The following is a 19,250-nucleotide window of genomic DNA, read 5'->3' as shown; positions in this document are numbered from 1 at the left end:
CCAAGGCAAGGACTGCTGATCTTTGTGACCGAGAACGACCTCCTGTGGCTGCCGGCCCGGGAACTGGTGGAGCTCCAGCGGCGCCGTGAGGTGTCGGCGCGCGAGATCCTCGACGCCCACCTCGCCCAGATCGACGCGGTGAACCCGAAGGTCAACGCGATCATCACGCTCGCCGAGGACCACGCCCGTGCGCTCGCCGCCCGCGCCGACGCCGCCGTCGCACGCGGAGAGCTGCTGGGTCCGCTGCACGGCCTCCCGGTCGCGCACAAGGACCTCGCCCCGACCAAGGGCATCCGGACGACCTACGGTTCGAAGCTCTACGCCGGCCATGTGCCGGACCATGACGCCCTGGTCGTCGAGCAGTTGGTGAACGCGGGTGCCGTGACGGTCGGCAAGACCAATGTTCCCGAGTTCGGTGCGGGCATCCAGAGCACCAACGAGCTGTTCGGCCCCACCCGCAACCCGTACGACCTGAACCTGACGGCCGGCGGCAGCAGCGGCGGTGCGGCGGCCGCCGTCGCGACGGGAATGGTGGCCCTCGCCGACGGCGGTGACACCGGCGGTTCGCTGCGCAACCCGGCGACCTTCTGCAATGTCGTGGGGCTGCGGCCCTCGGTGGGTTCGGTCCCGATGTGGCCGGCCAACGATCCGTTCGCGCCGCTGAGCATCCAGGGGCCGATCGGCCGTACCGTCGACGATGTCGCGCTGCAGATGACGGTGCTGACGCGGGCCGATCCGCGGTCCCCCTGGGGCCTCGGCGACGCGTCCCGGTTCAACGCGGGTCTGGAGTACGACTTCTCGGACGTACCGGTGGCGTGGAGTGCGGACCTCGGCGGCCAACTCGCCGTCGACGACGCCGTGCGCACCGCGATGCAGCCGGTGCACGAGGCCCTGGCCGGGATCTCCCGCAAGGTCACCGTCGCGGCCCCGGACATGACCGGGGCCGACGAGGCGTTCCGCACGCTGCGCGGCTGGTACCGGGCGCTCAACTACGGTGACCGGTACGCCGCGAACCCGGAGGCCTTCGGCATCAGGGTCCGCCAGGACATCGAGAACGGGCTGGCGACGACCTCGGCGGGTCTGATGCGCGCACACAAGCTGCGCGGGCTGCTCTTCCAGCGGTTCGCGGAGTTCACCCGCGAGTACCGCTATCTGGTGACGGTCACGACCCAGGTGGTGCCGTGGAGCGCGGATCAGCTGTGGCCGGAGCGCATCGGAGACACCAGGAGCGAGAACTATCTCGACTGCATGCGTTCCATGTACTGGTTCACCGTGCTCGGCGTACCCGCCCTGTCGGTGCCGGCGGGCTTCACCGCGGACGGGCTGCCGGTAGGGGTGCAGATCGTCGGGCGCAGCGGCGACGACCTCGGCGTTCTGCGGCTGGCCCGGCAGATCGAGCGGACGCTCGGTGCGGGCCTGCGGCGGCCGGCCGTCGCGGTTCCCGTCGTCGGCGGCCGTACGGGCACCACCCGCCTCACCGGCTGAGGCCGCTCGGACGCCAGATGTCGAGGGGGACGACGCCATGGCTTCGTCCCCACGCGTCCAGCAGATGACCGCACAGCTTGTCCTGGCGCAGCACCACGGAACGGTCCGCGATGTCCGCGTACGGAAGCGCCCGGCGCAGTTGCACCGCCCAGTCGTGGAGTGCGTCCACCGAATGCAGGGTGACCGTGACCAGCAGGTTGTTCGCGCCGGACAGCGCCGCGCAGCTGCGGGTCTCCGGGAAGGCGCCGAGCGTACGGCCGGCCTCCTCCAGCCGCTCGTCCGGGACGTTGAGCCACAGCAGGGCGCCGGTGGGCCAGCCCGCGAGGGGCCGCGCGACATCGCAGCGCAGGAGCAGGTCGCGGTTGCCCAGCAGCCGGTTCAGCCGGCGCTGCACGGTCCGGGGTGTGACACCCAGCTCCGTGGCGATATCGGTGTAGCGGATCCGGCCGTCGTTGCTGAGCGCCACGATCAGTTCGCGCTCCCAGGTGCTGTACGCCGTGGCCTCGACGCTCTGCGGTTCCGGGCGGGTGCGGAGCAGGGCCCGCTCCTGGCGCTGGTTCAGCACGCCCAGGCGCCACTGCGATCCCGTGCGGAAGTTGCGTGTCACCAGGTGGGAACGGACGCGGACGACGCCCTCCTGCCGGGGCAGGCTCGTGAGGAGGTAGTCGGACATCGAGGCGAAGTCCGGGGTGAAGGCGATCGCGAACAGGTCGTAGGTGCCGGCGACATGCTGGATGGTGAGCAGGTGGGGCTGACGGGACAGCTCGGCCGATACCTGGGCGGCACTGCCCGGTTCGCAGTGGATCTCGACGAAGGCCCGGCAGGTGCGGTAGAGGAGTCCGGGGCCCAGCGCGGGGGTGACCCAGGCCAGGCCCTTGCCGCTGAGGCGCTCCCAGCGGCGGGCCAAGGTCACCGCGTCCTGTCCGAGGACCTTTCCCAGCTCGCTCCAGGTCGCGCGGGGCGCCGCCTGGAGGGCGTTGGCCAGCAGCAGGTCGTCCTCGTCCAGCTGCTCCGGACGCGGCACCTCGGTTTCGCTGCTCACCGGGCGAGTCTATAGAGGCGGCACTTCCCTCTCCAGGCTGCCGCCCCGTGTGACCGGCCCTCATTCCGCCGGGAAGCCGGCCGCCCGCGGGGGAAACCGCGAGACCGGTGGAAAGGAATTCCCGTACGCAGACTTCCTGGCCGGGCGGGACTGAAGGGGCGCAAAATACGCCGCGAACTCGTGGGCCAGATACCCCTGTATCGCCTTCAGGGGGTGTGCCGGAGTCTGCGGGTCCGGCTTTGTGAAGCCGGGGTCGGTAGGGGTTGTGGCGCATTGTGCGCGGAAATTAGGTTCCCACCGGGGAATACCGGTGACCGACGAGGAACTTCGTACGGCGCGTGCCGCCACTCCTATCTGCGGGAACGCCGACCCGAGTGGTACCGGGATCCGCTCCGACCGCGACCGATCGAGAGGTTTCCTCATGACCTTGGCCAGTTCGGAACGAGTGACCATGTTCGTACCGGATTTCCCGTTCGCCTATGACGACTGGCTGCGACATCCGGCCGGACTCGGCTCCGTGCCCCGGCACCGGCACGGCACTCCGGTGGCGGTGATCGGCGGCGGGATGTCCGGGATGACCGCGGCCTATGAGCTGATGCGGCTCGGGCTGCGGCCGGTGGTGTACGAAGCCGAGCAACTGGGCGGGCGGATGCGTTCGGTGCCGTTCCCGGAACATCCCGAGTTGCTGGCCGAGATGGGCGCGATGCGTTTCCCGGTGTCGGCGACCACGTTGTTCCACTACATCGACCAACTCGGCCTGCGTACCTCGCCGTTCCCCAACCCGCTGGCGCCCTGCACTCCGGCCACTCTGGTGCATCTGGAGGGACGCGCGCACCGGGCGCGGTCGGCGGCCGATCTGCCCTCGGAGTTCCAGGAAGTCGCGGATGCCTGGGCCAAGGCGCTGCAGGACCGGGCCGAACTCTCCAGCATGCAGGACGCGATCCGCCGCCGCGATATCCCCGTGCTGAAGGCGATATGGAATCAGCTGGTCAAGGAGTACGACGACCAGTCCTTTTACGGATTCCTCGCCACCAGTCCGGCATTCGCGTCGTTCCGGCACCGGGAGATCTTCGGCCAGGTCGGATTCGGCACCGGCGGATGGGACACCGACTTCCCGAATTCCATCATCGAGATCCTCCGTGTCGTCTGCACCGCGGCGGACGACGACCAGATGACGATCGAAGGCGGCGCCCAGCAATTGCCCCGTGGGCTGTGGACGCACCGGCCCGACCGGCTCGCGCACTGGCCGGCCGGCACCTCGCTGGCCGGTCTGCACGGGGGATCTCCCCGGTCCGCCGCTGTGCGCATACGACGCGATGCCGAGGGCTACGAGGTGACGGACGCCGACGGCCGCCGGGACCGGTATCCGGCCGTGGTGTTCAGCCCGCACGTCTGGGCCCTGCTCAATCATGTGGACAGCGATCCGGACCTGCTGCCGACCGACCTGTGGAGCGCCGTCGAACGCACCCACTACATGGGTTCCTCAAAGGTGTTCGTGCTGACCGACCGGCCCTTCTGGCTGGACACCGATCCGCACACCGGCCAGATGGCGATGGGGATGACCCTCACGGACCGGATGCCGCGCAGTGTCTATCTGTTCGACTCGGGACCGGACCGGCCGGGCGTGATGTGCCTGTCCTACACCTGGAACGACGACTCGCTGAAGTTCGCCACCTTGTCGGCGGAGGAGCGGCTGGAGCTGCTGCTGACCAAGCTGGGCGAGATCTACCCCGGGGTGGACATCCGCTCGCACCTCATCAGCGCACCGCTGACGATCACCTGGGAGACCGAACCGCGGTTCATGGGCGCCTTCAAGGCCAATCTGCCCGGTCACTACCGCTACCAGCGGCGGCTGTTCAGCCACTTCATGCAGCACGAGCTCGACCCGCGGCATCGTGGCTTCTTCCTGTGCGGCGACGACATCTCCTGGACCGGCGGGTTCGCCGAGGGTGCCGTGACCACCGCGCTGAACGCGGTCTGGGGTGTGGTCGACCACCTCGGTGGCAGCACGGCTCCGGAGAACCCCGGCCCCGGCGATGTCTTCCACGAGATTGCGCCGGTCCGGCTTCCGGAGTGAGCGTGGGCCGGCTCCGGGCCGCGTGAGGGGGCCTGCACCGCCTGGTGCAGGCCCCCTCATACCGCCACCGTTATGCGGTGCCGGAAGTCGCCGACACCGCTTGGGAGATCGCGTCGATGATCCGGGGCGCCTGAGCGTTCAGGTAGAAGTGCCCGCCGGGGTAGGTCTGCAGCTCGAAGTGCTCCATGGTGTGATCGCTCCAGGAGCGGGCTTCATCGATGCTCACCTTCGGGTCGCTCTCCCCGACCATCGCGTATACGGGGCAGTTCAGCGGCGGCCCCGGCTGATAGCGGTAGGTCTCCGCGGCCCGGTAGTCGCTGCGGATCGCGGGCAGCACCGCGCGCAGCATCTCCTCGTCGTCCAGCGTCTGGGACTCGGTGCCGTTGAGCGCCTTGATCTCCCGGACCAGTGAGGCGTCGTCGTACAGATGCGCCGTCTCCTCGCGGTGCCGGGACGGTGCCCGGCGCCCGGAGGCGAACAGGGCCTGCAGGGTGATCTCGCGCTGTTCGAGGCGGAGCGCCACCTCGAAGGCGAGGGTGGCGCCCATGCTGTGCCCGAATATCGCCAGCGGCCGGTCGGTCCAGGGCAGCAGCCGCTCGGTCACCGCGTCGGCGAGATCCGCGATGTTGTCCAGGCAGGGCTCGTTCCGGCGGTCCTGACGGCCGGGGTACTGAATTGCCAGCACATCGATCGCCGGGGCGAGCGCCCTGGACACCGGGAAATAGAAACTGGCGGAGCCGCCGGCATGGGGCAGGCAGACCAGCCTGGTCGCGGCCTCGGGCGCGGGATGGAACCGTCGGACCCACAGATCCTCATCGGCGTGCGCGTTCACGTGTGCATCCCCTCAGACTTCCGTACGTGGTGAAACCCTCGGACGACAGTGCTTGCCGGCCGTGCCGTCGGCAACCCCTAACAGTGCGCGTACGCCCCTATGAGCCCGTCACACGGTCGAGTTGAGGGGTGTGCCGGTCAGGGCTGACGGTGCAGCAGCGCTTCCGCGAGGGTGACGGAGGACGGGGCGAGCGTGGTCGCGCCGCCCTCGATGTCCCACAGCTCGTTCTGCAGCAGCCGCCCCAGCGTCCAGCCGGTCGCACGGGCACGGTCCAGGTCGAGGACCTCGGTGAGCAGGTCGAAGCGGCGCCGCACCCTGCGCAGAGGGTCTCCCTTCGCGACGACGTCCTCCCACCGGCTGTCCAGGGCGGGCCACAGGTCGAAGCCGGGGTCCCCGGACAACGGCTCGGGGTCGATGGCGAGCCACGGCTCGCGTTCCGCGGCGAGCACGTTGTCGTAGTGCAGATCCCAATGCAGCATCCGGTCGCCGGGTTCGCCGACCAGCTCGGCCACCGCCGACGCCCAGCCCCGCAGGTGTTGACGGTCGGCCGGGCCGGCCAGAGCCGTGACCGCCCGCGGCACCTGCTCCAGCATCTCGGTGGCGATGTCGCCGAGGCTCCTGAGTCCCCGCGGCGCGGGGACACGGACCAGCCGCGCCTGAAGCCCGGCAAGGATGCCCATCGCCACGTCGTCGTCCTCGATCGAGGCCAGCGTGCGGGCACCGTCCAGCCGTTCCAGGAGCATGGTGCCGCTCTCGGGACTGTCGTCGAGCAGCCGCACCATCCCCTCGCCGTCCCAGGTGCGCAGCCCGATGACCGCGGCGCGGGTCTCCTCCCTGGGCATCTGAAGTTTGAGGACCGCGCGTGTGCCGTCATCGCGCAGCACCGGCAGCACCAGCGAGGCTTCCCCTGCCGCGGCCGCGCCGTCTAGTTCCAGTTCCCAGCGGTCCAGGAATTCCGCGGCGAGGTCCGGCAGGCCGGCGATCCAGGCCGTCCCTTCCTCGCCGAAGATCCTGGCGTATGACGCCGCCAGGAGTTGCGGGACCTCGACCGCCTTCGACGTGCTCATATCGGATGCCCTTCAACGGGGGTGGAACCCACGATTTCCGGTCCGCTGTCGCGGACCGGAAATCGTGGCGGTGTAGACCCCTGGACAGCAACGGTCACGGACCGCCGCCGACACACGGGGGAGGGGAATCCACCGGTTGGTCGCCTCGCCCACGGAGCTATATGGGCTCGGCGTTGCTATTCTCCGCGGGATTTCGCGGTCTCGACGTCCGCCGAGTCGCGCTCCCCGGATTCCTTCTGCTTGGGGTCCTTGTAATTCGGGTCGTAGAGCTTGCGTCGCCCGTCCACCTTGCGGACCGCCCAGATGCTGGTCATCACGGCGAAGAAGGTCAGCGGCCAGCCCATGACGAGCCGCGCGATGCCGAGCCAGGTGGTCTCGTCCATGTTGTAGAGCCACCGCTCCACCGCGAACCGGGAGAAGCTCAGCATCGACCAGAGCAGAGTGGCCAGGTCGTAGTAGAACTTCGACTTCCGGTCCCGGCGCCAGAACGTTCCCTGGAAGTTGGCCGCAGCCCAGACCTGGCCGATCAGGGGCCGGCGCACCAGCACGGACAGCAGCAGAATGCTGCCGATACCGACCGTGATCCAGTTGCCGAGCAGGTAGTAGCCCTTGGCCTCACCGACGAAGACGGCGACGCCGGAGGTGATGAGCACCGTGCCGAGGCCGATGAAGGCGGCTGCCAGCTTCTCCTTGCGCAGCAGCTGGAAGATGCCCACCAGGACCGCGGTGCCGATCGAGGCCCAGATCGCCGGCCACATGCTGGTCAGCGCATTGACCACGATGTAGGTGATGACCGGCAGGATGGTCAGGATCGTGCCGTAGACCCCGCCGATGTACTCCCAGGCGTAGGCCAGCTGTTCCTGGAAGTTCTCCGGGACCTGCTTCTGCTCGTCCTTGGCGTCCGTTTCCGGATGGTCGGTCACGGACGAGGAAGGCGACTCGGCCGAGTGCTTCACGTCTCCCCCAGGTGCGGCGGACGGCCGGTGAGCTTCCCGGCCTGGGCTCGGTGGTGCGTATGCAGCCTGGTCACATCGGTGTGGTGCATGGTTCGGTCTCCCCACGAGGCTCTTCAACGTGCTCCATGCTGGCCGGAGACGATCCGTGAGACATCCCAGCTAGGTCCCAAGAAAAGGTGGAGCTACCTCTACCCCCGTTCGCCCGGCGGACCGCCGGAGGTGCCCGGGACGGACGCCCCGCCGGCCGCACCGGCCCGGCCGTGCCCGCGGGGGACGATTCACCTCATTGCGTCGGCACTTCCCACCCGTCCCGGCGAGATGATCAGGGGTTTTGCGCTGCACGGCGGACGGGTTTCCGATTATTCACCTGCCGCCGAATTGACGCCCGATATGGGTAATGCGGGTGCATTTCTTCGCCTGCCCTTCGCAAGCGACGGGAGGCCGTTTGTGAAATTGAGAACCCACCCCTATTCGCCGGGCAAAATCTTTTGAATCTTGACGGCTGTTCATCTCCGCAATAAGTTCCTGGCCTGTCGCCTGACAATTACCTTGAGGGGAGAATTCCATGACGGATATTGACAGCAGCGGGTCGGTGCAGGAATTAAGCTTCCCCATGGCCCGGCGCTGCCCCTTCGCCCCGCCACCGGAGTACGCGGGTATGCGAGCGGACTCCCCGCTGGTGCGCGTACAACTGCCGCACGGCGGGAGCGCCTGGGTGGTGACCCGGCATGCCGAGGCGCAGCAACTGCTGACCGACCCGCGGGTCAGCTCCGATGCGAGCCGGCCGGGCTTCCCGAGCGTCCGGCCGCCCGAGGAGCCGCCGGCCGACGAGGCCACGGGCGGCGGGGAGCCGCTCACCGCCGAGCAGCTCAACGAGCTGGCGGAGATCGCCCAGTTCCACGAGGGCCAGTTCATCAACCTGGATCCGCCGCGGCACAGCCACTACCGGCGCATGCTCATCTCCGAGTTCGGTGCACGGCGGATGAACCAGCTGCGGCCGGAGGTCCAGCGCATCACCGACCGGCTGATCGACGACATGCTGGCGCGGGGCTCCCAGGGGGATCTCGTGGAGGATCTCGGTCTGCCGCTCTCCTCGCTGGTCATCTGTCAGCTACTGGGCGTCCCGTACGAGGATCATGAGTACTTCCAGTCCGCGACCAGGACACTGGTCCAGCTGAACGCCGAGCCCGAGCAGGTCAAGGCGGCGATGGAGGGGCTGATCGACTTCCTTGACGAGCTGGTCAAGGCGGCCGTGAAAGCACCCGGCGACAACCTCATCGGCCGGTTGATCAACGAACAGGTCGGTACGGGCGAGCTGACCCGCGCGGCCCTGGTGGGCATGGCCTTCCTGCTGCTGACCGCCGGACACGAGGCGACCGCGAACATGCTGCCCCTGGGCATGCTGACCTTGCTGGAGCACCCGGAGCAGCTGGCCGAACTCCGCGAGAACCCCGCGCTGCTGCCCGGTGCCGTCGACGAGTTGCTGCGGTTCCACTCCGTGTCGGACTGGGCCGCCTTCGACCGGGTCGCCCTTGACGACATCGAGATCGACGGCCGGACAATCAGGGCCGGTGAGGGCATTTTCGTGCTGAGCGCCTCGGCCAACCGGGACGAGCGGGCCTTCGCAGACCCCGACACGTTCGATATCCACCGCAAGGCCCGGCACCATATCGCCTTCGGATACGGGGTACACCAGTGTATCGGGCAGAACCTGGCCCGCGCCGAGCTGGAGATCGGGCTGGGCACGCTGCTGCGGCGGATGCCTTCCCTGCGGCTCGACAAGCCGATGGATGAACTGCCGTTCAAGTACCAGAACTTCGTCTTCGGACTGCATACGATGCCGGTCCGCTGGTAGACGCACCACCGGGTGTCATCGGTCCCTGGGAGGCCGGGGACCGATGACATGCCGTGGGATATTCCTGGTCGTTACCTGCCGGCCTCCAGCTCGCTGTCGAGGATGTCGAAGAGTTCCTCGGCGGTGGCGGCGCCCAGTGCGGACTCCTGCGCCTGCTCTTCGGGGCGATGGGTTTCGGCCCATGTGGTGAGCAGTCCGCGCAGCCGGGCCGCGACCCCGGCGTACTCCTCCTCGTCCGGGGCGACGGCCGCCAGCTCCGCCTCCAGCCGGCGGATTCCGGCGAACACCGAGGCGGTCCGGTCCGCTTCACCGGCGATGAGGCGTGTGGCCAGGTGCTCCGCGACCGCGTCGGGTGTGGGGTGGTCGAAGACCAGCGTGGACGACAGGGTCTCCCCGGTGGCGGCGGTCAGCCGGTTGCGCAGTTCGACCGCGGCGAGGGAATCGAGGCCGAGTTCGAGGAAGCCCCGCCCGCTGACCACCGCCTCCGGGCGGTCATAGCCGAGGACCTCGGCGACCTGGGCGCGTACGAGGCCCAGCAGGGTGCGCCGCTGCTCCTCGGCGGAGAGCGCCGCCAGCCGGGTGGCCAGGGAATCCGCGGCCGGAGCCGGGGCCCCGGCCTGGGCTGCGGTGCGGGACGGCGCCCGGACCACCCCGGCCAGCAGCGCGGGGACGCCGCCGGGGCGGGCCCGGAGCACGGCCGGGTCGATCCGCAGCGGGACCAGGGTGGTCTCCGCGGTGGCGAGCGCCGCGTCGAACAGTGCCAGGCCTTCGGCCGGGTCAAGCGGCGGGAAACCGGACCGGGCGGCGCGGCGCAGACCGGCCTCGCCGAGCCGCCCGGCCATGCCGTCGGCCTCGTCCCACAGCGTCCAGGCCAGCGCGGTCGCCGGGCGGCCGGTGGCCCGCCGGTGCCGGGCGAGCGCTTCGAGGAACAGGTTGGCGGCCGCGTAGTTCGCCTGTCCCGCCCCGTCGAGCAGGGTGGCGGTGGAGGAGAACAGGACGAAGTGGGTGAGTGCGAGGTCCGCGGTCAGTTCATGGAGCAGCCAGGCCGCGTCCGCCTTGGGCCGGAAGACGCCGTCGAAGCGCTGCGGGGTCAGCGAGGTGAGGACCCCGTCGTCCAGCACACCGGCGGCGTGCACCACGGCGCGCAGCGGATGCGCGGCGGGGATCCGGGCGAGCAGCCCGGCCAGGGCCGTACGGTCGGCGACATCACAGGCGGCCACGGTCACGGTGGCGCCGAGCGAGGCCAGCTCGGTGCGCAGTTCCGGCACGCCCGGTGCGTCCGGTCCCCGGCGGCTGACCAGCAGCAGGTGCCGCACGCCGTGTGTGCCGGCCAGGTGCCGGGCGACGAGCGCGCCGAGCCCGCCGGTGCCACCGGTGATCAGCACGGTGCCGTCCGGGTCCCACTCCGCACCGGTGTCCGGTGGAGTGACCCGGGCCAGCCGCGGAAGCCGCAACTCGCCTTCTCGTAGCGCGAGTTGGGGCTCACCGGTGGCCAGCGCACCGGCTACGGCCGGGCCCGAGGCCGTCCAGGAATCCACATCGACCACGGTGATCCGGTCCGGGTGCTCGGCCTGCGCCGAGCGCACCAGGCCCCAGACCACCGAGGCGGCGAAGTCCTCGCCCTCGGTCACCAGGGCGAGCCGGGAGCCGGCGAAGCGCTCGTCGGCGAGCCAGGACCGCAGCAGGTCGAGGACGCGGTGCGCGGTGCGGCGGGCGGACTCGGGCGGCGCGCCCTCGGCGGGTGCACAGGGCATCACCAGGAGATCCGGTACGTCCACGGCGGAGAGCTCGGTGTGACTCCTCAGCCGGACCCCGCCGGCCCGCAGCGCCCGGCCGAGTGGGCCGTCGCCGTCACCCAGCAGTGCCCAGTCACCGGCCGGTGTGCCCGGGGTGACCACCGTGGTCCAGTCGAGCCGGAACAGCGACCGGGCCACCACGCCCTTCCGGGCCGCCGCGGTCTGTTCGGCGGCGACGGGCCGGGAGACCAGGGAACGCACCGAGGCGACCGGGGCGCCCGTGGAGTCGGCGAGGTCCAGCGCGACCGCCTGGTCCCTCGCGGCCGACAGCCGCACCCGCAGCGCCGTCGCGCCGACGGCCCGCAGGGTCACCCCGGCCCAGGCGAACGGAACCCAGGGCCGGCCGTCCCGCGGGACGAACTCCCCCAGGTCGAGGGCGTGCAGGGCCGCGTCGAGGAGGGCCGGGGACAGGGCGAAGTCCGCGCTGTCGGCTCCCTCGGGGAGCGCGACCTCGGCGAACACCTCCGCCCCACGTCGCCAGGCCGCGCGCAGGCCCTGGAACTGTGGCCCGTAGTCGTAACCGCGCTGCGCCATCCCGTCGTACAGCCCGCCGAGATCGACCGGTTCGGCTTCCGCCGGGGGCCAGACGCGCAGGTCGGGTCCGTCGTGGTCCGGGACGGTGGCGGTGAGCAGGCCGGTGGCGTGCCGGGTCCAGGGCACATCGGCCGGATCGTCCTCGGCGCGGGAGGACACGAGGACCTGGCGGTCGCCCTGTTCATCCGGCGCGGCCACCTCGACCTGCAGCCGTACCGCACCGGATTCCGGAAGCACCAGGGGGCTTTCCAGGGTCAGTTCGGCGAGGACGGGGCAGCCCGCGCGGTCGCCGGCGTGCAGCGCGAGGTCGACGAAGGCGGTGCCCGGCAGGAGTACGGCGCCGTTGATCGCGTGGTCGGCCAGCCAGGGGTGGGAGCGCAGCGAGAGGCGTCCGGTGTAGGAGCGGGTGTCCGCCTGCGCGGAATCGATCACCGCGCCGAGCAGCGGATGTGCGGCATCGGCCTGGCCGAGTGCGGCCGCGTCCAGCTCCGCGTCCCCGGAGTCCAGCCAGAACCGCCGCCGCTGGAAGGCATAGGTCGGCAGCTCCACCGGGTGGCCGGAACCGCCGTAGTAGGCGGCCCAGTTCACGTCCGCGCCGTGCGCCCAGGCACGGGAGAGGGCAGCGGTGACCTCCCGGGGCTCCGCGCGGTCGCGGCGGAGGGCGGGAAGGAAGACGGGCCGGTCCTCGCCGGACACACAGTCCGGTGCCATCGCGGACAGCACCGCGTCCGGCCCCAGTTCCAGGAAGGTACCCACACCGTGGTCCGCCAGCGCGCGGACCCCGTCGGCGAACCGGACGGCGCCGCGGACATGGTCCACCCAGTAGTCCGGTGAACACAGTTCCTCGCCGGTGGCGATCCGTCCGGTGAGGTTGGAGACCACGGGGATCTTCGGCGGTGCGTAGGACATCACCCGGGTGACCCAGCGGAACGCGTCCAGCATCGGCTCCATACGCGGCGAGTGGAAGGCGTGGCTCACCCGGAGCCGTTGGGTCTTGTGGCCGCGCGCGGCAAGGGTGGCGGCGATCTCGGTGACGGCGTCCTCGTCCCCGGAGAGCACCACCGAGGCGGGTCCGTTGACCGCGGCGATGCCCACCCGACCCTCGAACGCGCCGAGTGCGGCGGTGACCTCCTCCTCGGTGGCGCGTACCGACACCATCGCGCCGCCGGCCGGGAGTTCCTGCATCAGCCGGCCACGGGCGGCGACCAGGGCGGCGGCGTCGGGCAGGGACCAGACCCCGGCCACATAGGCGGCGGTGACCTCACCGAGGGAGTGGCCCAGCAGGAAGTCCGGCCGCAGCCCCCAGGACTCCAGCAGCCGGAACAGCGCGGCCTCCAGGGCGAACAGCGCCGACTGGGCGTAGAGCGTCCCGTCCAGCAGGGCGGCCTCGGGGCTGTCCGGCTCCGCCCACACCACGGCGCGCAGCGGGCCGGGCAGATGGACATCCAGCTCGGCACAGACCTCGTCCCAGACACGGGCGAACACCGGGTAGGCGGCGTACAGTTCGCGGCCCATGCCGAGCCGCTGCGCGCCCTGACCGGTGAAGAGCACGGCGACCGGGGCGGAGCCGGCCTGTCCTTGGCAGACGCCGGGCCCCGACGCACCCGTGGCCAGGGCGTCCAGGCCTCGGGTGAGCTCCGTGCGGTCGGCGGCGAGCAGCACCGCGCGGTGTTCCAGCTGGGCCCGGCTGGTGGCCAGCGTGCGGCCCAGATCGGCGAGGGCCGGCTCGGGGTTCCCGGCCAGGAAGGACGTGAGCCGGGCGGCCTGTGCCCGCAGAGCCTCCGGGGTCCGGGCGGAGACCGGCAGCGCGAGCACCGGGGGTTGTGCGGTGGTGGGCGGCGGCGCGGGCGCGGGCGGTGCCTGTTCCAGGATGACGTGCGCGTTGGTGCCGCTGAAACCGAACGAGGAGATACCGGCCCGGCGCGGTTGATCCGTACGGGGCCAGGGTCGTGCCTCGGTGAGCAGGGCGACCTTGCCCTGCGACCAGTCGACGTGGGGGGTGGGTTCGGTGACATGCAGGGTGCGGGGCAGCAGTTCCTGCCGCATCGCCATGACCATTTTGATGATCCCGGCCGCACCGGCGGCTGCCTGGGTGTGTCCCAGGTTGGATTTGACCGAGCCCAGCCACAGGGGTTCGGACCGTTCGGTGCCGTAGGCGGCGATCAGGGACTGTGCCTCGATCGGGTCGCCGAGCTTGGTGCCGGTGCCGTGCGCCTCCACCGCGTCGACCTGGTGCGGGGCGAGTGCGGCGGCGGCCAGGGCCTGGCGGATCACCCGCTGCTGGGCGGGGCCGTTGGGTGCCGTCAGGCCGTTGGAGGCGCCGTCGGAGTTGACCGCCGAGCCACGGACCAGGGCGAGGACGGGATGCCCGGCGCGGCGGGCGTCGGAGAGCCGCTCGACGACGAGTACGCCGACGCCCTCGGCCCAGCCGGTGCCGTCCGCGTCGGCCGAGAAGGCCTTGCAGCGGCCGTCCGGGGCGAGGCCGCGCTGCCGGGAGAAGGACAGGAAGGTGCCGGGCGCGGCCATGACGGCCACCCCGCCGGCCAGAGCCACGGAGCACTCGCCCTGCCGCAGCGCCTGGCAGGCCAGATGCAGCGCGACCAGGGACCCCGAGCAGGCGGTGTCCACGGTCATCGTGGGGCCTTCCAGGCCCAGGGCGTAGGCGACCCGGCCGGCGATGACGCTGGTGGTGTTGCCGGTGGAGAGATAGCCCTCGTGTCCGCCGGCCCGGGTCAGCCGGGGACCGTACTCCTGTGGCTCGGCGCCGAGGAACACCCCGGCCCGGCTGCCGCGCAGCGCGGTCGGGTCGATACCGGCCCGCTCCAGCGCCTCCCACGAGGTTTCCAGGACGAGCCGCTGCTGCGGATCCATCGCCTGCGCCTCACGCGGACCAATCCCGAAGAACTCCGCGTCGAACTCCGCGGCGTCGTAGAGGAACCCGCCGTTGCGGACGTAGGTCTTGCCCGGGGCGTCCGGGTCCGGGTCGTACAGGGTCTCCGGGTCCCAGCCGCGGTCCTCGGGCAGCCCGGCGACGACCTCGCCCCCCTCGGCGACCAGCCGCCACAGCTGTTCGGGGCTGCCGATCCCGCCCGGGTAGCGGCAGCCGATCCCGACGATGGCGATCGGGTCCGCCTCGTCGGCCACGCCCGCCCGCCCCGGGGGCCCGGAGGCGGTCTCCTCGCCCTCCCCGCCGTCCGCACCGAGCAGTCCGGTACGCACCTCCCGGGCCAGCCGCACCGGGGTCGGATGGTCGAAGGCCACGGTGACCGGGAGCGGCAGTCCGGTGGCCGCCACCAGCCGGACATGCAGATCGGCCGCGGTGAGCGAGTCGAATCCGAGGTCGGTGAAGGGGCGGTCCGGGGCCAGGGTCCGCGGTGCGTCGTCCGGCCGGACGCGGCGCAGCGCGGCGAGGGCGTGGTGGCACACCAGATCCAGCAGCGCCCGGTCCTGCTCGGGCCGGGACAGCCCGTGCAACTTCTGGATCAGCGAGGGGTTTTCGTCGAGGGCATTCATGCGCGGACTCCGACCGAGGGGGCTGTGGCGATCAGGTGAGCGTGTGGTACTCCGCGCAGTCCTTGAGGACGGCGACCGGCGGGTGGAAGGTGTTCATCGGGTTCTTCCGGTCGAAGGTGCCGGTGTGCGCGAGCGCCACCAGCACACCGTCGCGCTGCCGGACGAGCAGGTCGGGGTTGCCGTCCAGGTCGATGTCGGTCACCGCGAGCGCGTCCTCCAGTGGGTTCCAGTCCGCGCCGAGGTTGCCGACGGTGTACCAGGTGCCACGGTCCGCTCCGTCGCCGAGGAAACCGTCCGGTCCGGGCGGGAATTCGTAGACGCACAGATCGCCGTTGTCGCGCAGGATCAGCAGGTCGAGCCGGCCGGTGCCGGTCACGTCCGCCATGCCGAAGGGGAAGTCGGTGGGCTCGGTGACGGTGAGCCGCTGCGGGGTCTTGTCGAAGGTGTCGTTCTCCACCACGTTGCCGGTGTTGCGGAACCAGTCCACATGACCGAGGTCGCTCTCCCGGCCGAAGGTGTCGTCCTTGCCGTCCCCGCTGACGTCGGCGACGCCGATGCTCTCCCAGATACGGCCGTCGTCGCGGCGGCCCGACATCCGGATCGGCTCGCTCAGGGTGTTCAGGCCGTTGAGGCCGCCCTTGTTCTCATAGAGGTAAACGCCGTGCGGATGCTCGGTGTTGACGGATTCCTCGCTGCCGGCGAGCACACTGGCCAGCCCGTTGCCGCGGATGTCGATGGTCCGGATGATGAGGTGCTTCTCCCAGTGGAAGTCCTCACCGATCTTGACCGGTTCGAGAAAGGTGTCGGTGCCGTCGAACTTTCCGCTGTGCGGGAAGACCAGCAGTTCACCGTTGGTGTCGTGGCGGACGAGCAGGTCCTTCTTTCCGTCGCCGTTGAAGGACCTGCAATGGCCGTTCATGATCATCGCCGGCATTGTTCTTCACTCTCCTCGATCAGCCGTTCCTGTGCCTGGTGACGCGGGTACCTGGGGTGCTCAGCCGGTACCGGGCTCCACTCCGCGGGACCGCAGGAAGGCGGCGAGCCCCAGGGGGGTGGGCAGTGCGAAGAACTCGGCGAGGCGCATCTCCGCCCCGAAGGACTCCTGGATCCGCTGCACCAGCAGCGCGGCGAGGAGCGAATGCCCGCCCAGGACGAAGAAGTTCGCATCGGCGGTGACGTCCTCGCGGCCGAGCAGCTCGCGGAACATCGAGAGCAGCGCGTCGACCAGGGGGTCCTCGTGGTGTTCCGCCGCCGCGCCGTGGCCGGCCGCGGCCCGGCGGGCGGTGGCCAGCCGGGTGAGGTGCGGATAGTCCACCTTCTCGTTGGCGTTGGTGGGGAGTTCATCGGTGAGCACGAAGTCGTGCGGCACCGCCGACGAGGGCAGCTTCGCCCTGGCGTGCTCCCACAGCCGCTCGACGATGCCCTCGGTGGGGTGGGCCACCACGAAGGCCACCAGGACGGCGTCCGCGCTGAGGTCGCCGACGGTGACCACGGCGGCGCCGGTCACCTCGGGGTGCTCCCGCAACACTGCCTCGATTTCGGCGAGTTCAAGGCGGTTGCCGCGCAGTTTGATCTGTCGGTCCACGCGGCCGAGCACCTCCAGTGTTCCGTTGTCCCGCCAGCGGGCCAGGTCTCCGGTGCGGTAGAAGCGCCCGTACTCGGGGTGCTCACCGAACCGTTCGGCGGTCAGTTCCGGGCGGTTGTGGTAGCCGATCGCGACGCCCGCGCCCGCGATGCACAGCTCGCCGTGCACACCGAGCGGGAGTTCCCGGCCGGCCGGGTCCAGTACGAAGGCGGTGGTGTTCCGCAGCGGGGTGCCGGCGTGCACCGCCCCGTCAGCGGCGTCGAGCTTGCCCGCGGTGGACCAGATGGTGGTCTCGGTGGGGCCGTAGACGTTGCGGACCTCGGCGGCGGTCTCCAGCAGTCGTTCCGCCAGGTCGGCGGGGAGCGCCTCACCGCCGCACAGCACCCGCCGGCCGGCCAGCTGGTCGCCCACCTGCTCGATCACCGTCCGCCAGGTGGTGGGGGTGGCCTGCACGATCCCGACGTCGTGCCGGACCAGCAGTTCCCTCAGCAGGGTGCCTTTCACCCGGGCCTCGTCGGGGGCGACGGCCAGCGTCCCTCCGGAGGCCAGCGGGAGGAACAGCTCCAGTGCGGAGATGTCGAAGGCGAAGGTGGTCATCCACAGCGTGACCTGGCCGGGGCCCGGCTTCAGCTCGTCGAGGAAGTGCCGGACGAGATTGGCCAGGTTGCCGTGGGAGACCCTGGTGCCCTTGGGCCGGCCGGTGGAACCGGAGGTGTAGATCAGATACGCGCAGGAGGCCGGGTCGGGGTCCGCCGGGAGTTCGGCGGTCCCGCCCCGCACGGCGCGGAGACCGGCCATGTCCAGTCGTGGGGTGCCCTCGGGCAGGGTCACTGTGTCGCCGGCCAGTACGGCACGGGCACCGGAGTCCGCGAGCTGGTAGGAGATCCGGTCCGCGGGGTGGTCGGGATCGACCGGGAGGTAGGCGCATCCGGCCAGCCAGACGCCCAGGGCCGCGGCGGCGAGTTCGGGTCCGCGGCGGGCCGCCACGGCGACCACATCGCCCGCGGTCACCCCGGAGGCACACAGCAGCTCCCGGGTGTCCGAGGCCGCCTGCCACAGCTCGGCGTAGGTCGTCTTCCGGTCGCCGTCCGCGAGGGCGACCGCGTCCGGTGCGGCGGCCACCCGTTCGGCGACGGTGCGCAGCACGGACGGGGCCGGGGTGTCGGTGGCGGTGCGGTTGGCCGCGGCGATGACCGTACGGTCCCGTTCCGACCACGAGGACAGTTCGCCGACGGGCCGGTCCGGTTCGGCGCCGACCGCGACCAGCAGCGCGTCATAGCGCTGGAGGAGGAGTGCGACATCGTCCCGGCGGTGGGATTCCAGCCCGTACAGCGCCTCGACGGTGATGCGGTCCTTCTCCGACAGGATGTCGAATTCGAGGTTCATCCGGCTGTAGCCGTTGCGGACCATCAGCGCCCGCGCCGGGAGACCGCCGATGGTCGTCTCCGCGGACAGCCCGCCGGGCAGGTAGTTGAACATATGCCGGAACAGCGTGGTGCTCCAGGCGGAGTTGACCCGCGGGATCTCTGGCAGCAGCAGGTCCACATGGACGTCCACATGGGAGACCGCCTCCAGGAACACGTCCCGGGCCTGTCGCACCAGCGCGCGGAAACTCTGGGCCGGATCGGTCCGGACGCGCAGCGCCAGGATGTTCACGTAGTAGCCGATGGCGCCGGCGGCCTGCTGCCCGCGGATGTCCGCGGGCGAGCCGATCACGATGTCCGGCCCGGCGCCGTGCTGCGCGAGCAGCAGGTAGTAGGCGGCGAGCAGGATGACGGGTTCGGAGGCCCGCAGTTCCCTGCGCAGCCGGCGGACGACATCCCGTGCCTCGTCGGAGAGGTCGTGTGCGACCGTGGCCCCTTTCAGGGTCGTCTCCGCACTCCCCTGCCGGTCCATCCACAGATCCAGCGAGCCGGCGTCGAATCCGCTCAGATGATCGCGCCAGAACCGGAAGCTCTCCGGGCGCGGTTCGTCGGCGGCGACCGCCGCGACCGGCACGACCGCCTCGCCGGAGAGGTCCTCCCCGGCGAGGACCGCGTCGTAGAGCCGGGTGAGCTCACCCATCACGATCTGCGCGGACGCCACATCGAACACCAGGTGGTGGGCCACGACGCAGAGCACATCGCCCTCGGGCGCCTCGACCTGGCAGATCCGCAGCATGGGCCGGCCGTTGAACTTGAACGGACGGGCGGCGAGCGCGGTGAGATCGTCCGCCAGCCCGTCCGCGGTCGACCGGCTCACCTCGATGTCGACCGGGGCGTCCTCCGGGGCCAGGATCGCCTTGCGCAGTCCGGCGCCCTCGTCATGGAAGACGGTGCGCAGCACCTCGTGCTTGCGCAGGAGCCGGACGGCGGCCTCGCGCAGTGCCGTGGTCCGCAGCCGGCCCGCCACCTGGATGGCGGCCGGGATGTTGTTCACCCCGCTGTCCGGGACCAGCTTGTCGAGCAGCCACAACGCCTCCTCTTTCTGACTGGCCCGGGAGAGGGGCGTGCTCATGGGCTGCATGCG

At 70.9% G+C, this 19,250-nt stretch carries 9 protein-coding genes and 1 pseudogene; 3 read left to right on the top strand and 7 right to left on the bottom strand.

Annotated elements, in window-relative coordinates; translation table 11 throughout:
- Positions 1-24: 24 nt before the first annotated feature.
- The gene (locus tag STRNI_RS35930) at positions 25-1,485 is read left to right on the top strand and encodes an amidase family protein (RefSeq protein WP_274733907.1); all 1,461 of its coding nucleotides are present in this window, start codon (positions 25-27) and stop codon (positions 1,483-1,485) included.
- Here STRNI_RS35930 and STRNI_RS35925 read toward each other — a convergent pair.
- Entirely contained in the window at positions 1,475-2,527 is a 1,053-nt protein-coding gene (locus STRNI_RS35925) for an Lrp/AsnC family transcriptional regulator (RefSeq protein ID WP_277412720.1), read from the bottom strand. The two genes, STRNI_RS35930 and STRNI_RS35925, sit on opposite strands and share 11 nt — an antisense overlap.
- Positions 2,528-2,978: 451 nt before the next feature.
- Between STRNI_RS35925 and STRNI_RS35920 the strand changes: the two genes are divergently transcribed.
- Positions 2,979-4,604: a flavin monoamine oxidase family protein gene (locus STRNI_RS35920; protein ID WP_229838650.1), complete on the top strand. Its 1,626-nt coding sequence runs from the start codon at positions 2,979-2,981 to the stop codon at positions 4,602-4,604.
- Positions 4,605-4,674: 70 nt separating this feature from the next.
- Here STRNI_RS35920 and STRNI_RS35915 read toward each other — a convergent pair whose 3' ends face one another.
- From STRNI_RS35915 to STRNI_RS35905, 3 genes are all read right to left on the bottom strand, one after another.
- A complete protein-coding gene (locus STRNI_RS35915) occupies positions 4,675-5,436 on the bottom strand; it encodes a thioesterase II family protein (protein WP_018091603.1) in 762 nt (253 codons plus the stop codon).
- Positions 5,437-5,573: 137 nt separating this feature from the next.
- Entirely contained in the window at positions 5,574-6,503 is a 930-nt protein-coding gene (locus STRNI_RS35910) for an aminoglycoside phosphotransferase family protein (RefSeq protein WP_277412719.1), read from the bottom strand.
- Between the two features lie 176 nt (positions 6,504-6,679).
- Complete coding sequence (locus STRNI_RS35905; RefSeq protein WP_018091601.1) at positions 6,680-7,459, bottom strand: DUF3159 domain-containing protein; 780 nt, start codon at positions 7,457-7,459, stop codon at positions 6,680-6,682.
- Positions 7,460-8,024: 565 nt separating this feature from the next.
- Between STRNI_RS35905 and STRNI_RS35900 the strand changes: the two genes are divergently transcribed.
- The gene (locus tag STRNI_RS35900) at positions 8,025-9,314 is read left to right on the top strand and encodes a cytochrome P450 (RefSeq protein ID WP_229838652.1); all 1,290 of its coding nucleotides are present in this window, start codon (positions 8,025-8,027) and stop codon (positions 9,312-9,314) included.
- A 71-nt stretch (positions 9,315-9,385) separates the two neighbouring features.
- Here STRNI_RS35900 and STRNI_RS35895 read toward each other — a convergent pair.
- From STRNI_RS35895 to STRNI_RS35885, 3 genes and pseudogenes are all read right to left on the bottom strand, one after another.
- Positions 9,386-15,157, bottom strand: a pseudogene (locus STRNI_RS35895) (type I polyketide synthase); the annotation flags it as partial.
- 31 nt (positions 15,158-15,188) lie between these two features.
- Entirely contained in the window at positions 15,189-16,082 is an 894-nt protein-coding gene (locus STRNI_RS35890; RefSeq protein ID WP_277412718.1) for an FG-GAP repeat domain-containing protein, read from the bottom strand.
- Positions 16,083-16,151: 69 nt separating this feature from the next.
- The gene (locus STRNI_RS35885) at positions 16,152-19,247 is read right to left on the bottom strand and encodes a non-ribosomal peptide synthetase (RefSeq protein WP_277412717.1); all 3,096 of its coding nucleotides are present in this window, start codon (positions 19,245-19,247) and stop codon (positions 16,152-16,154) included.
- Between the last annotated feature and the right edge of the window lie 3 nt (positions 19,248-19,250).

This window comes from Streptomyces nigrescens (assembly GCF_027626975.1).
GTDB classification, from domain to species: Bacteria; Actinomycetota; Actinomycetes; order Streptomycetales; family Streptomycetaceae; genus Streptomyces; species Streptomyces nigrescens.
Note: the sequence above shows the minus strand (reverse complement) of the source record. Positions and strands in the feature narration are given on the sequence as shown.